Source organism: Streptococcus sp. LYSM12, from assembly GCF_004569635.1.
GTDB lineage: Bacteria > Bacillota > Bacilli > Lactobacillales > Streptococcaceae > Streptococcus.
In genome coordinates, this window is sequence record NZ_SPOZ01000001.1 from 150,572 (window position 1) to 165,563 (window position 14,992).

10 protein-coding genes and 1 pseudogene are annotated in these 14,992 nt (G+C 39.5%); all 11 read left to right on the forward strand.

What is annotated here, in order from left to right; genetic code table 11:
* The first annotated feature begins 90 nt into the window (after nucleotides 1–90).
* The 11 genes and pseudogenes from topA to E4T79_RS10880 all read left to right on the forward strand — a co-directional run bounded on the left by topA (nucleotide 91) and on the right by E4T79_RS10880 (nucleotide 14,969).
* A complete protein-coding gene (topA, locus tag E4T79_RS00595; RefSeq protein ID WP_135026802.1) occupies nucleotides 91–2,175 on the forward strand; it encodes a type I DNA topoisomerase in 2,085 nt (694 codons plus the stop codon).
* Between the two features lie 515 nt (nucleotides 2,176–2,690).
* Entirely contained in the window at nucleotides 2,691–3,353 is a 663-nt protein-coding gene (locus E4T79_RS00600; RefSeq protein WP_135026803.1) for a SatD family protein, read from the forward strand.
* Between the two features lie 2 nt (nucleotides 3,354–3,355).
* A pseudogene (locus E4T79_RS00605) lies at nucleotides 3,356–4,075 on the forward strand (DUF3307 domain-containing protein).
* Nucleotides 4,076–4,732: 657 nt separating this feature from the next.
* Complete coding sequence (gene trmFO / locus E4T79_RS00610; protein ID WP_135026804.1) at nucleotides 4,733–6,073, forward strand: methylenetetrahydrofolate--tRNA-(uracil(54)-C(5))-methyltransferase (FADH(2)-oxidizing) TrmFO; 1,341 nt, start codon at nucleotides 4,733–4,735, stop codon at nucleotides 6,071–6,073.
* A 605-nt stretch (nucleotides 6,074–6,678) separates the two neighbouring features.
* The gene (locus tag E4T79_RS00615) at nucleotides 6,679–7,518 is read left to right on the forward strand and encodes a PRD domain-containing protein (RefSeq protein ID WP_135026805.1); all 840 of its coding nucleotides are present in this window, start codon (nucleotides 6,679–6,681) and stop codon (nucleotides 7,516–7,518) included.
* 13 nt (nucleotides 7,519–7,531) lie between these two features.
* Nucleotides 7,532–9,376 (forward strand): beta-glucoside-specific PTS transporter subunit IIABC, encoded by a 1,845-nt coding sequence (locus E4T79_RS00620; RefSeq protein WP_135026806.1) that lies wholly within the window; start codon nucleotides 7,532–7,534, stop codon nucleotides 9,374–9,376.
* Between the two features lie 10 nt (nucleotides 9,377–9,386).
* A complete protein-coding gene (locus tag E4T79_RS00625; RefSeq protein ID WP_135026807.1) occupies nucleotides 9,387–10,796 on the forward strand; it encodes a glycoside hydrolase family 1 protein in 1,410 nt (469 codons plus the stop codon).
* Between the two features lie 689 nt (nucleotides 10,797–11,485).
* Nucleotides 11,486–12,310 (forward strand): alpha/beta hydrolase, encoded by an 825-nt coding sequence (locus E4T79_RS00630; protein WP_135026808.1) that lies wholly within the window; start codon nucleotides 11,486–11,488, stop codon nucleotides 12,308–12,310.
* 19 nt (nucleotides 12,311–12,329) lie between these two features.
* Complete coding sequence (locus tag E4T79_RS00635) at nucleotides 12,330–13,076, forward strand: alpha/beta hydrolase-fold protein (RefSeq protein ID WP_135026809.1); 747 nt, start codon at nucleotides 12,330–12,332, stop codon at nucleotides 13,074–13,076.
* A gap of 13 nt (nucleotides 13,077–13,089) precedes the next feature.
* Nucleotides 13,090–14,256 carry a carbamoyl phosphate synthase large subunit gene (locus tag E4T79_RS00640; RefSeq protein ID WP_135026810.1) on the forward strand — a complete coding sequence of 389 codons (1,167 nt, stop codon included), beginning with the start codon at nucleotides 13,090–13,092 and terminating at the stop codon, nucleotides 14,254–14,256.
* Nucleotides 14,257–14,831: 575 nt separating this feature from the next.
* Complete coding sequence (locus tag E4T79_RS10880) at nucleotides 14,832–14,969, forward strand: hypothetical protein (RefSeq protein ID WP_167752586.1); 138 nt, start codon at nucleotides 14,832–14,834, stop codon at nucleotides 14,967–14,969.
* Nucleotides 14,970–14,992 lie beyond the last annotated feature (23 nt).

Consider the following 14,992-nt stretch of genomic DNA (forward strand, 5'->3'; position numbering starts at 1 on the left):
AAATAAGTGAAGAAAAATCTTGACACTTACCTAAAAATAGTATATTCTTTTTGAAGCTATACTAGTTTAAAATATTGTAAAGGTAAGAATATGGGAACAACAAAGAAAAGAGTAACTCCCCCCAAAAATTTAGTCATCGTAGAGTCGCCAGCAAAAGCCAAAACGATTGAAAAATATTTAGGACGCAATTACAAGGTTGTTGCCTCAGTAGGACATATCCGTGATTTGAAAAAATCAAGCATGTCTATTGATTTTGACAATAATTATGAGCCTGAATATATCAATATCCGTGGAAAAGGTCCGCTCATCAATGACTTGAAAAAAGAAGCCAAAAAAGCTAAACAAGTTTTTCTCGCAAGTGACCCGGATCGCGAAGGAGAAGCAATTTCCTGGCATTTAGCTCATATTTTAGGTTTGGACGAAAAGGATAAAAACCGTGTTGTCTTTAATGAGATTACAAAGGAAGCGGTAAAAAATGCCTTTAAAGAACCACGAACCATTGACCATGATTTAGTAGATGCTCAACAAGCTCGCCGTGTTTTAGACCGTATTGTAGGATATTCAATTTCTCCTATCTTATGGAAAAAAATCAAAAAAGGCTTGTCTGCTGGTCGTGTACAATCTGTAGCCCTCAAATTGATCATTGACCGTGAAAATGACATTAACAAGTTCAAACCAGAAGAATATTGGACCATTGACGCTACCTTTAAAAAAGGCACTAAGAAATTCCAAGCAAGTTTCTACGGTTTAGATGAAAAGAAATTAAAGCTTGAAAACAACGAGCAGGTCAAAGAAGTCTTAGCCCGAATTAAGAGTGATGAATTCTTGGTTGATAAGGTAGAACGCAAAGAACGAAAGCGCAATGCCCCATTGCCATACACCACCTCAACCTTGCAGATGGATGCGGCTAACAAAATTAATTTTCGAACCCGTAAGACCATGATGATTGCTCAGCAATTATACGAGGGAGTGAGCCGTGGAACAGGCGGTACACAGGGCTTGATTACCTATATGCGTACCGATTCGACTCGGATTAGTCCAGTAGCTCAAGCACAGGCTGCAGACTTTATTACTGAACGTTTCGGAGCCAACTATTCAAAGCACGGCAGTAAAATCAAAAATGCGTCTGGAGCACAAGATGCCCATGAGGCCATTCGTCCCTCTAATGTTCAATTAACTCCCGAGTCTATTGCGAAATATCTAGACAAGGATCAGTTACGACTTTATACGTTGATTTGGAATCGCTTTGTAGCCAGCCAGATGACAGCAGCGATTTTTGACACAATGAGTGTACGTTTAGCACAAAATGGTGTGCTGTTTACAGCCAATGGTAGCCAGATAAAATTTGACGGTTATATGGCTGTCTATAATGATGCAGATAAAAGCAAGATGTTGCCAGATATGGAAGTCGGAGATAAGGTACAACGTATCTTGACGAAGCCCGAACAACATTTCACTCAACCTCCTGCTCGTTATTCAGAAGCGACCTTGATTAAGACCTTGGAAGAAAACGGCGTTGGTCGTCCGTCAACCTATGCTCCGACTATTGAAACCATTCAAAAGCGCTACTATGTGAAATTGGTTGCCAAACGCTTTGAGCCAACAGAACTAGGTGAAATTGTCAATAAATTGATAGTTGACTTCTTCCCAGATATTGTCAATGTGACCTTTACAGCTGAAATGGAGCAAAAATTGGATGATGTCGAGGTTGGAAAGGCTCAGTGGCAGAAGATTATTGATAGTTTCTATCAGCCGTTTAAGGTGGAATTAGCTAAAGCTGAAACTGAAATTGAAAAAATTCAAATCAAAGATGAACCGGCTGGATTTGATTGCGATGTCTGTGGCCATGAAATGGTGATTAAGTTAGGGCGTTTCGGTAAATTTTATGCTTGTAGTAATTTCCCTGATTGTCGCAACACCAAACAGATTACAAAAGAAATTGGGGTCACTTGTCCAAAATGTCATAAAGGACAGGTCATTGAACGCAAGAGCAAGCGCAATCGTATATTTTATGGTTGTGATCGCTATCCAGAGTGTGAGTTCACCTCTTGGGACAAACCGATTGGTCGTGACTGTCCAAAATGTCAGCACTATCTAGTTGAAAAAAAAGTGCGGGGCGGAGGCAAGCAAGTCGTCTGTCCAAACGGTGATTATGAAGAAGAAAAGATTAAATAGGGAAAATCACTAGACAATATCTCGTTCCCAGTGTCTAAGATTGGTTTTATAGTCTTTTCGTTTGCTTTTCGTACTAGGCAAGGAGCTGCAGGCTGTACTGGTAGAGTACGGCAAAGCGAGTGAGTGCAGTAATAGAAGATAAATGAAATGGCTATATCACTAGCTAGAGTCTATCTTCACAGCCTTGGACTTTCATCTTATTGAAAATTAAACACTGTAGTCCCAGATCGAAACCGATCACTTGTGACTACAGTGTTTTAATATCTTCTGAGTCCATAGAGTACAGGCTCTCTATCAACCTCATATAGCTTAACTCGCAAGCACTCAAGTAAATCTTCAAACTACTCTTGCACCTTACAAATAAAAAACACTGCATCCCCCTCATCAGGATAATAGTATTTCCGTTATAATAGACCTTTAAAGAAAAGTCTTCTATAACGGACTTTTTTGATGCTTTCCCTTATAACAGACTTTTTTTGTTTCATCTGTTATAATAGGCTTATGAGAGGTAGGCTATGAATTATTTTGCTTTAATTGGAGATATTATTGATTCCAAAAAAATCAATAATCGCTATCAAGTTCAAAAAACATTAGAATCCTGTTTAAAACAATTAAATGCTAACTATAGCAGTGTCGTTGTTTCCAAAATGTCCATCACACTAGGGGACGAATTTCAAGGATTGCTGAGCTTAGATGCCCCTTTATTTCAAATCATTGATTGTATCAATGTGGCTATGCAGCCATATCAAATACGTTTTGGTCTTGGTTTAGGCACTATTCTGACAGATATCAATCCAGAACAAAGCATCGGTGCTGATGGACCAGCATATTGGTATGCCCGAAAAGCACTTCAGTATATTCACCAAAAGAATGATTATGGTACTACACAAATTGCGGTTCATTTTGAAGGTGGTCACAATGTAGAGGTCATCAACACCTTAATTGCGAGTGGCGAAGCTATTAAAGCTAGCTGGCGCGCCAGTCAAGAAATTATTTTACAGAAACTGTTAGAAAACGATATTTATCATGAAGCTTTTGACCAACAAGCATTGGCAAAAGAATTAGATTTAACGACAAGCAGTGCCTTGTCTAAACGCTTGAAATCTAGCAATATCAAGGTTTATCTGCGAACTCGAAACTGCGCATTAAAGTTGCTTAAGTATGCAGGAGAGGAGTAAACATGTCTAGTATTGGTCTTTCACAATATCTATTACATCAACCTATTTTAACGCTGTTGCTAATCTGTCATTTTTTATCAGATTTTCATCTGCAAAGTCAAAAAATTGCAGATAGAAAAGACAGGGATTGGAGATGTCTAGGTATTCATCTAATTGGAGTAGCGCTCCCACTTATTTTCGTGACTGTCTTTATTCCGAGTATATAGAGAGTAGCCTTGCTACTGTTGTTCAGCCATGCTATTATTGATATCGGAAAGCCTTATGTTGCGAAATGGTTCAAGCAAAGTAGCCTAATCATCTTTCTTATAGATCAAGCGTTGCATCTATCCGTCATTCTCTTACTAGCGCCATTAACAAGGGAGATGATGTTACCAGATATGCTTGTAGGAGAAGTGCTAACTATTATTCTATTTATCTTGCTGATTACCAAACCGACAAATGTTGCATTTAAACTTTTATTTCAAAAGTATCAACCCAAAGTCAGTCAAAAAATGGATACGATTTCGGGTGCAGGAGCCATGATTGGTCTTCTAGAGCGTGTCGTAATGGGGATCTGTATCCTCTTCTATCAGTTTGCATCAATCGGTCTTGTCTTTACTGCAAAATCTATCGCTCGCTACAATAAAATATCGGAAAATCCAGCTTTTGCAGAATATTATCTCATCGGCTCACTCTTTAGTATTCTAAGTGTTTTAATTGCTGCTTGGATCTGCTTGCTGTAATAAACCATGAGCAGATAAATGTATCGGCTCCATTAGTACCACATTCCATCTCCCAAGCAAATCGTTTATATAGTCTTTTCCTTTACTTTTAGTACTAGGCAAGGAGCTGCAGGCCGTACTGGAGTACGGCAAAGCGAGGTAACGAAGTAATAAAAGATAAACAAAAGACTATAATCCTTTCTAAAACTTAACACCTGACTAACTTTCAAATTGAGAATGATGATACAATGAGTGATACTCGTGTCAAATACTCTCGTAACTTGTACAGGGTGAGCAAATGACACAAAGAAATGGAAGATTGGTGAATATAAGCGGCACTTCTGTAGACAAACAACATACAATATTCTTGCTTTTTTAGAAAATAAGAAATCTTGAAATTTGACAAATGCACGTTCCACTTTCGTGCATTTGTAGGAGAGGCAGGGGATTTATTGCAGTTGGAATGCCCTGTTTCTTGGAGTATCATGGCGAGGTTGAGGATGTTTCTGATATGTCTATCATAAAAAATGAAAACTCATCCTCAAATACCTTAATGATATAGCTTGCTTTAGAAACATTTTGAGGAGATACTTTCCTCAAAATATGATATACTAACTGTTCAATAGAATATTATAGAAAGATTTGTGGGAGGTTTGCTCCCAAAGAGGTATTAGTGAATTGTCTCAATCTTATATTAACGTGATTGGAGCTGGTTTGGCCGGTTCTGAAGCTGCCTACCAGATTGCCAAACGAGGTATTCCTGTCAAATTGTATGAAATGCGTGGTGTGAAAGCAACACCGCAACATAAGACAGACCATTTTGCAGAATTGGTCTGCTCGAATTCTCTTAGAGGGGATAGTTTGACCAATGCGGTGGGACTCCTCAAGGAGGAGATGCGCCGTTTGGACTCTGTTATCATGAAAGCAGCAGAGAGTACGCGTGTACCTGCTGGAGGCGCTCTGGCTGTCGACCGTGAAGGTTTTTCAAAAATGGTAACAGAAGAACTGTATCATCATCCTTTGATTGAGGTCATTCGCAAGGAGATAACCGAGTTCCCAACAAAGGGGATTACCGTCATTGCGACAGGTCCTCTGACGAGCGATGCTCTTGCAGAAAAAATCCATGCTCTTAACGGTGGAGCTGGCTTTTATTTCTATGATGCAGCAGCACCGATTGTCGATGTCACTACCATTGATATGAGTAAGGTCTACCTAAAATCCCGTTATGATAAGGGGGAAGCGGCCTATCTCAATGCACCAATGACTAAAGAACAATTTCTGACCTTTCATGATGCCTTGGTTAATGCCGAAGAAGCACCTCTTAATTCCTTTGAAAAAGAAAAATATTTTGAAGGTTGTATGCCCATTGAGGTTATGGCAAAACGCGGTGTAAAGACGATGCTTTATGGTCCAATGAAACCAGTTGGTCTGGAATATCCAGAAGAGTATACAGGGCCTCGTGACGGAAATTATAAGACACCTTATGCAGTTGTCCAGTTGCGCAAGGACAATGCAGCAGGGAGCCTCTACAATATTGTGGGCTTCCAAACCCACCTCAAATGGGGAGAGCAAAAACGTGTCTTTCAAATGATTCCAGGACTTGAAAATGCTGAATTTGTTCGCTACGGAGTTATGCACCGTAATTCCTACATTGATTCGCCAAATCTGTTAACCCAAACTTTCCGTTCTAAGAAAAATCCGCAGCTCTTTTTTACTGGTCAGATGACAGGGGTCGAGGGCTACGTCGAATCTGCGGCCTCTGGTCTTGTAGCAGGTATCAACGCTGCTCGTTTGTTTAAGGGAGAAGAAGAAATCGTCTTCCCTGAGACAACAGCAATCGGAAGTTTACCCTACTATATCACGCATGCTGATAGCAAACATTTCCAACCAATGAATGTCAACTTCGGTATTATCAAAGAGCTGGACGGTCCACGCATCCGTGATAAAAAAGAACGCTATGAGAAAATAGCCCAGCGTGCACTGACAGATTTGAGTCAGTGTATGGAAGAATTAGATTAAAAGGTAGGTTTATCCTATCTTTTTTGAAATATTTCCGTAATTAAATGTTCGATATATAAAGATGGGTAGCTTCGTGGTATGTTATAGTCATTTAGTTTATATTTTTATTACTTCGTTAACTCGTCTTGCTGTACCATTGAGAAAAGTTACACTTTTCTTATCTGTCACTTGAAATAGTTATCAACTATTTCAACTACCTGCGACTCCTTGCCTAGTACTAAAAATAAACTAAACGGCTATATAGTAAAAAAAAGGAATTACGAGCGGCCTAAAGCTTAGTGAACAAGGACTTTAGGTGAATTACAGGTGAGTAGTGAAGAGTTTCTAAAATACTAGAAGACTTTGTGCGATACACACGTCGAGTTTTTTCCGTCCTCATATCTTCTATTTACCAACGGAATGAAAATTTTTCTTGACAAAGTCTTGGCTTTAGTATACACTTTAAAAGTAGCTACAATGTTATTACACATGTAAGCATGATGTAGTTCAATCTTATAATATTATAAAATGGATGTTATCGCGTTATTGCGAGCAGGAACCTATTTATACGATGCTTTTTTGGCATACGCATAAATTAGGTTCCTTTTTTCTAGGGAAAATAATATATGATCATAAAACGAATTTTAAACCATAATGCAGTCATTGCAACAAACAAAAAAGAAGTTGATATCTTATTGTTCGGTAAAGGAATTGCTTTTGCAAAGAAGATTGGCGATGAAGTTCCTGCCAAGGCTATTGAAAAAAGTTTTTTGTTAAAAAACAGAGATAATATGACGCGCTTTACAGAGTTGTTTATCAATGTCCCCTTGGAGCTAGTCTATATTTGCGAAAAGATTATTAACCTTGGCAAGATAACACTAGGGAATCATTTTGATGAAATTATTTACATCAATCTAACAGACCATATTCAATCCACCATTGAACGACATAAAGAGGGGATCGTGATTACTAATCCTCTTAGATGGGAAATTGAGAAATACTATCCTGAGGAGTATAAGATTGGAAAGCAGGCCTTGGATATTATTAAGAAAGCTACCAAGATTGTGCTGGAAGAAGATGAAGCAGCCTTTATTGCCTTACATTTTGTCAATGCTAATCTCGAAAATAATTTTCAAGAGTCTTATAAGATAACAGAAATCATCATAGCTATTGAACAAATCGTCAAAAATTTTTATGTGACAGAATTTAATCAAGAATCAGTTGAGTATTACCGTTTTATCACCCATATCAAGCTCTTTGCTCACCGTTTGCTAGCACATGACTATTATCAGGAAGATGACGATGATGATTTGTTGGCTTTGATGAGTAAAAAATACCCCAAAGAATACGAATGTGGGGAGCAGGTTGCCCTCTATATTCAGGAGAAGTATAGCTATCAGCTAAGTTCAAGCGAATTGCTGTATTTAACAGCTCACATCCGGCGATTAACAAAAAAATTATACTAATTAAGGAGAAAAGATGAAGTACAAGGAAACTGCCCAAGCGCTCTTAAAAGCGCTTGGAGGAAACGCAAATATTGTCAGTATTACTCACTGTGTAACCAGATTACGTTTAGTTTTAAAAGATGAACAAGTAGTATCAGATAATCTTGTAAAGAACATCCCCAATGTTATGGGAGTCATGCGAAGGAACGATCAATATCAGGTGATTTTAGGAAACGATGTTGGACGTTACTATCAAGCCTTTATAGAACTTGGACACTTTGGAGGAGACGAGCAGGTTTCAATAGAGAAAAAAAGAACTATTTTCGCCACTATTATTGACTACATTGCAGGGTCTATGACGCCTTTGATACCAGCCATGTTGGGTGGAGGAATGCTCAAGGTTCTTGTCATTATTCTGCCAATATTGGGGGTATTGCCTGCTGATTCGCAAACCATTGCATTTTTAAGCATCTTCGGGGATGCTCCTTATTATTTCATGCCAATCTTTCTTGGTTTTTCAGCTGCTAAAAAGCTAAATGTAACACCGATCCTGGCCATGTCTGTAGCTGGTATTTTACTTCATCCCAATTTTACCCAAATGGTAAGCGGAGGAGATGCTATGGCCCTCTTTGGAGCACCTGTTACACCAGCTAACTACGGTTCTTCTGTTATTCCAATCCTTATCATGGTTTGGTTGATAAGATATATTGAAAGAATAGTTAATAAGCTAGTTCCAGCGATGACAAAAAGTTTCTTGCAACCAACCATTGTCTTGCTTCTTTCAGGCTTCATTGCCTTAGTCTTTATCGGTCCTTTGGGGGTAATCGTCGGAGAAGGCTTATCTAGTCTTGTTCAGCAAATGTATGAAACAGCAGGTTGGTTAACCTTGGCAATTTTAGGAGCCACCATGCCATTTATTGTTATGACAGGTATGCATTGGGCCTTTGCTCCTATTTTTCTAGTAGCTTCTGTCACAACACCTGATTTTTTAATTCTACCAGCGATGCTCGGTGCTAACCTAGCCCAGGGGGGAGCCGCTATAGCAGTAGCGCTAAAAAGTAAGAACCAAAATATCAAACAAATTGCATTTGCAGCAGGCTTTTCAGCTCTCTTAGCCGGAATTACTGAGCCAGCCCTTTATGGAGTTACCTTAAAATACAAAAAACCACTCTATGCGGCCATGGTCGGTGGAGGTGTTGCAGGATTATTTGCGGGGATTGTAGGCCTACGTGCTTACCTCTTCGCGGTACCGTCTTTGATTGGCTTGCCTCAATTTATCCATGCGGATCAACCAGCTAATTTTACTCATGCCTTAATTGCAGTAGGTATCAGTATTTTCATTAGTTTCTTTCTTGCCTATATTTTAGGAATTGATGAAGAAACTCAAGTGACGGATTTACAAAATATCCCAACGGGTGCTTCAACAACTAAAAAAATTGTTTCTCCTTTAAAGGGGCAGATTCTTCCACTTGAACACGTAAACGATGAAACCTTTGCAGGAAAAATGCTCGGTGAGGGCATTGCCATTATCCCCTCAAACGGAAAAGTTCTATCTCCGGTTAGCGGGAGGGTATCATCCGTATTTCCAACCAAACATGCCATTGGTCTTATCAGTCAAGAAGGAGTAGAAGTGTTGATTCATTTTGGGCTAGAGACCGTGACTCTAAAAAGTGACGGCTTTACTAGCTTTGTCAAAGAAAATGACCTTGTTCAAGAAGGTGATCTACTTCTTGAAGTCGATTTAGAAGCGCTTCTTGAACAAGGGTATGATATCACAACACCGATTATTATAACCAATACGCAGAACTTTTTAGATGTCTTGCCGATGACGGATCAGGTAGCAGTGGATCCGGGTGATGAGATAGTAGCTATTTTATAAGGAGGATGAAATGGGAGTATTTCCAAAAGATTTTTTATGGGGCGGGGCATTAGCTGCCAATCAGATTGAGGGAGCCTATAATGTGGACGGGAAAGGCTTGTCTGTCCAAGACGTGTTGCCAAACGGTAGTCTAGGAGCATGGACGGAGGTTCCCACATCGGATAATTTAAAATTAGAAGGAATTGATTTCTATCATCGCTACAAGGAAGATATTGCTTTACTTGCAGAAATGGGTTTCAAGGTCTTTCGAACTTCTATTGCCTGGAGTCGCATTTTTCCAAATGGAGATGAGGAAGTACCAAATGAAGCCGGTCTACAATTTTACGATGACTTGTTTGATGAACTGCACAAACATGGGATTGAGCCTCTTGTTACCCTCTCTCATTATGAAACCCCTCTTTATTTAGCAAAAAATTACAATGGCTGGATCAACAGAAAAATGATTGCATTTTTTGAAAAATATGCTCGCACTGTCTTTGAGCGTTATAAGGATAAGGTTCGCTACTGGCTTACTTTCAACGAAGTAAATTCTGTCTTGGAACTTCCATTTACTAGTGGTGGGATTACTATTTCAAAAAGAAAATTGACAAAACAGGATCTATATCAGGCGATTCATCATGAATTGGTTGCCTCAAGTTTGGTGACTAAAATCGCCCATGAAATCAATCCAGACTTCAAAGTTGGCTGCATGGTTCTAGCCATGCCTACTTATCCTATGACACCTGATCCAAAAGATGTTCTCGCTGCGCACCAATTTGAAAATTTGAACTACCTCTTTTCAGATATCCATGTCCGCGGGGAGTATCCACAGTATGCCAAGCGATTCTTTAAAAAGCATGGAATTGAGATTCAGTTTGCTAAAGGCGATGCGGAACTCTTGAAAGCCTATCCTGTTGATTTCTTGTCCTTTAGCTACTACATGAGCATTACAGAAGCCTTTGATAAGAGCAAATATACTTCAGGAAGAGGAAATATCTTAGGTGGTCTTAGCAATCCATTTTTGGAATCCTCTGATTGGGGCTGGCAGATTGATCCGATTGGTTTGCGCTTGGTTCTCAACCGTTATTATGACCGCTACCAGATTCCTTTATTCATTGTAGAAAACGGCCTTGGTGCAAAAGATGACCTGGTCATAGGACCAGATAAGACCTTGACCGTTCTTGATGATTATCGCATTGATTATATGCAACAACATCTAGAGCAGGTCAAAGAAGCCCTTTTAGACGGGGTAGAGATTATGGGCTACACATCTTGGGGTTGTATCGATTGTGTATCGATGTCTACGGCAGAAATGTCCAAACGTTATGGCTTCATTTATGTCAATCGACACAATGATGGAAGCGGTGATTTCAAACGTTATCGTAAAAAATCATTCTTCTGGTATCGAGATGTCATTGCAAGTAATGGAGAATGTCTTTAATATTTCCTTAACATTTCTGAAAGAAGCTGAGCCTATACTCGGCTTTTATCCTTTTACAAGGATAATCTATCTTGTTATAGTCATTTCGTTTATCTTGTATTATTTCGTTCACTTGCTTTGGGAATGGGAAAGAATTCGCTAGGTCAAAAAAAGAGTTGGGTTTTCCTTATTAGCTTCGGGCTGAAACGGTCTATTCCCAGACCGTTTCACTCCCAACCTGCACAGCTCCAACAGTCACTACTCTGACTGTTGGAGGTTGGAAATGAAGTGAATTCGTTCGCATCAGTCGTAGAGGTCAGATTTAGAGTGGGAAACACGAACAAATACGAGTAAAAAGCTTCGGTAGAACTTTTTAGCCTAATCCCTGAAAAAGAGCAGCATTTTTCAACGGCATGATAGCCATTGAAGCAATCCGCCACACACACTGTGTCAACGTCATTCGGTTCATAAAGTTTTTACCCAGCCTCCCTCAGATTGTTAGACTATACACAAATACAGCCTGTAACCAGTTTCCTTTTTACTATTTATTGGATATAGAACCATTTTATTAGGAGAAATATCTAGGGAAGTAGACGCTACGAGTTTCGTTCGTTTTTTCCGAATTTTTTTCAAAAAACAACTAAATTTTATGGGTATTTCCTATTACATTATGATATACTAATCCTAATTAAAATTGAAATGAGAATGCGATGAATAAGTCTTACTTTTATCTGGATATGAGAACCCATGAATTGGAAGTGCCCTATACCAAGAACAAACGACGAGTGCGGGTTTTGCTACCTAAAAATTATGAAACAGACCTCAACCAAGCCTACCCTGTTGTCTATTTTCATGACGGACAAAATGTTCTCTATAGCAAGGAATCCTTTAGCGGTCACTCTTGGAAAATGATTCCAGCTATCAAACGCAACCCTGATATTGCTAAGATGATTGTTGTCGCTATTGACAATGATGGCTTCCAACGAATGAACGAATATTCTGCTTGGAAATACAAGGAAATCAATATCCCAGGTGTCCAATTCGGTGGCAAGGGGACAGAATATGCTGAATTTGTCATGGAAGTAGTCAAACCCTTTATTGACAGTGAGTACCGTACCAAGTCTGATAAGGCTCATACCGCTATGATTGGTTCTTCCTTGGGTGGTAATATCACCCAATTTATGGGCTTGGCTTATCAGGATCAAATTGGCTGTTTAGGTGTCTTTTCCTCTGCTAATTGGCTACATCAACAAGCCTTTGACCGTTATATTGAGCGTCAGGAACTGGATAAAGATCAACGGGTTTACATCTACGTGGGGACAGAAGAAGCAGATGAAACAGATAAGACTTTAATGGCAGGAAATGTCAAGCAAGCCTATATTCATTCTTCGATTTCTTATTATCGTCAGTTGATTGCTGGGGGAGTAGAGTTGGACAATTTGGTGTTGGAAATTATTTCAGGGGCCATTCATAATGAAGAAGCTTGGGCAAAATATCTGCCAGATTGTCTACGTTTTTTAAGTGAAAAATGGTAAATAAGGAGCTAGTTAGAATATGCACGTAGAATTCTTAAGTCATTGGTCAGGAAATCTAGGCCGCGAAATGCAGCTTAATCGCTATGGTCATGCCGGTATCCCAATAGTGGTCTTTGCTTCATCAGGTGGCTCCTACACTGAATATGCTGATTTTGGTATGATTGAAGCTTGTAGGGGATCCATTGAAGCTGGAAATGTCCAATTTTTTACTCTTACTAGTATCGATAAGGAAAGCTGGTTGGCAGATTGGAAATCTATACACGACCGTGCTGAGGCACATCGGGCTTACGAACGCTATGTGATTGAAGAAGCTATTCCTTTTATCAAGCATAAAACAGACTGGTTTGAACCGATGATGACAACAGGTTGCTCCATGGGGGCCTACCATGCGCTAAATTTCTTCCTCCAACATCCAGATGTCTTTAACAAGGTAATCGCTCTTTCTGGTATTTATGATGCTCGCTTCTTTAACGGTAATCAAGATTACGGTCATGATGATACGGTTTATCAAAACTCTCCTACAGATTACATTTGGAACCAACATGACGGTTGGTTTATCGACCGTTACCGTCAGGCAGACATCATTGTCTGCTCAGGTCTTGGAGCCTGGGAACAGGATGGCTTGCCAAGCTTTTATAATCTAAAAGCTGCTTTTGCTGAGAAAGGCATCCCTGCCTGGTTTGATGAATGGGGAAATGATGTGGCTCATGACTGGGTATGGTGGAGAAAGCAAATGCCGTATTTCTTACGGACTCTTGATTTATAGAAAGGTGATACATATGAATTTCATTGTTATTTCGCCCTATTATCCCAAAAACTTTCAACCATTTACTATTGAGTTGGCCAAGAAAGGTATCACTGTTCTAGGAATTGGGCAAGAACCTTATGAACAGCTAGGACCAGACTTACAGGGGGCTTTGACAGAATACTTCCGCGTTGAAAATCTGGAAGATATTGACGAAGTCAAGCGTGCAGTAGCTTTTCTATTCTATAAGCATGGTCCAATCGATCGCATTGAATCTCATAATGAATATTGGCTAGAAAATGATGCTGTCCTCCGTGAACAGTTCCATGTTTTTGGCACCAAACCAAAGCATCTGCGCAAGACAAAGTTCAAATCGAAAATGAAGAAATACTTTGTAGCAGCAGGGGTACCAGTCGTACCAGGTCAAGTCATAAAGAACGAAAAAGATATTGCCCGAGCGGTGAAAAAAATTGGTCTGCCAATGATTGCCAAGCCCGATAATGGAGTGGGGGCTGCTGCAACCTACAAACTGACCTGCCAAGCAGATCTTGATCACTTTACGGTGCAGTGGGACCATGAGACCGTTTACTTCTTTGAAAAGTTTGTCCACTCTAGCGAGATTTGTACCTACGATGGCTTGATTGATACAGCAGGCAATATTGTCTTTGAGACAAGTCTTAATTACCACTATACACCACTTGAGCTTTTAGAAAATCAAAAAGATAATGCCTACTACATCTTAAAAACGATTGATCCAAAACTTCAAGCTTATGGCCAAGCTATTATCAAGGCATTTGGAATGAAAGAGCGATTCTTTCATATTGAATTTTTCCGTGAGGGAGATGACTATATCGCTATTGAATACAACAATCGTCCTGCAGGTGGCTTTACGGTAGATGCCTATAACTTTGCCCATTCGATTGATTTGTATCGTGATTATGCCAGTATCGTTGCAGGAGAAGCAGTAGCAGAACGCATCTTTAAACCACAGTATTGTCTTGCAATCACGCGCAGGGATACAACCCAATATGCTCATAGTGAAGAGGAAGTACGCAATCAATATGCCAGTCAACTGAAAATGGAAAAACGTATGCCACGTGCCTTTGCAGCGCTACAAGGTGATAATATCTACATTCTCACAACAGACAGCCGTAAAGAGCTAACTGATATGATAACCTATATCAGTCAACCCAGACAATAATAAAAACTCCGTCTCGCTCTCAGCAGGCGAGTTTTTTGTAGTAAATTACCCATTCTAACTCCAAAAATAGTTTACAGGATGTTAATAAATACTATGTTGACGCTTTCATTTTATTGTGATAATCTATTATACAATAAGACAAGAAAAGGATTGTGTGAAAAATACTGCTATCATTGTAAACTGTAATTGTGGAGAAAATTAAGTAGGTAGAAGTAGCATTTATGACAGAGATTGCATGCCAAGGTAACCGGACGGTGAAAGTAATGTCATTATTTTTACTTGTGGAGGGGAGCATTGTTCTGCATCCTGGAGAGGACCAGCTTGGTCTTCTCTTTTTTATGTTTAAGCGACTGTATCAATGTTTTTAAAACTTCTGCAAGGCACTTCTTAATGACAGTGATAAGCTTGGTGCTTGCTCTCAGAAGTTTGAAAAGGGAGGGCTAGGCTGGCTGCCTAATAAAGCACGTTGTTACAACCTTACAATCTTGTAAGCTAGAATGACAAGGTTGTAAGGTTGCTGATTTCTGTATTAGGGTATAATAATACTATAAATCATACGAAACGAGGACAACCCCATGTGGAACAAAGTATTTAGACAAAAGATAAAACAACAAGAAGCAGAAAAAGACACAGCGGTTTTGCTGGAAAAAGCCCAGTATTTCGCAGCCCTCTATCAAGATACAGCCAACACCTACCAATTCCTACGTGGCTAACAATCTCTAGGATAAGAAAAAAC

Coding starts and splice junctions, on each gene's coding strand:
- E4T79_RS00630 (WP_135026808.1), top strand. CDS start 11,486: ATGAATAAGTCTTACTTTTATCTGGATATGAGAACCCATGAATTGGAA.
- E4T79_RS00620 (WP_135026806.1), top strand. CDS start 7,532: ATGAAGTACAAGGAAACTGCCCAAGCGCTCTTAAAAGCGCTTGGAGGA.
- E4T79_RS00640 (WP_135026810.1), top strand. CDS start 13,090: ATGAATTTCATTGTTATTTCGCCCTATTATCCCAAAAACTTTCAACCA.
- topA (WP_135026802.1), top strand. CDS start 91: ATGGGAACAACAAAGAAAAGAGTAACTCCCCCCAAAAATTTAGTCATC.
- E4T79_RS00625 (WP_135026807.1), top strand. CDS start 9,387: ATGGGAGTATTTCCAAAAGATTTTTTATGGGGCGGGGCATTAGCTGCC.
- E4T79_RS00600 (WP_135026803.1), top strand. CDS start 2,691: ATGAATTATTTTGCTTTAATTGGAGATATTATTGATTCCAAAAAAATC.
- E4T79_RS00615 (WP_135026805.1), top strand. CDS start 6,679: ATGATCATAAAACGAATTTTAAACCATAATGCAGTCATTGCAACAAAC.
- E4T79_RS10880 (WP_167752586.1), top strand. CDS start 14,832: ATGTGGAACAAAGTATTTAGACAAAAGATAAAACAACAAGAAGCAGAA.
- E4T79_RS00635 (WP_135026809.1), top strand. CDS start 12,330: ATGCACGTAGAATTCTTAAGTCATTGGTCAGGAAATCTAGGCCGCGAA.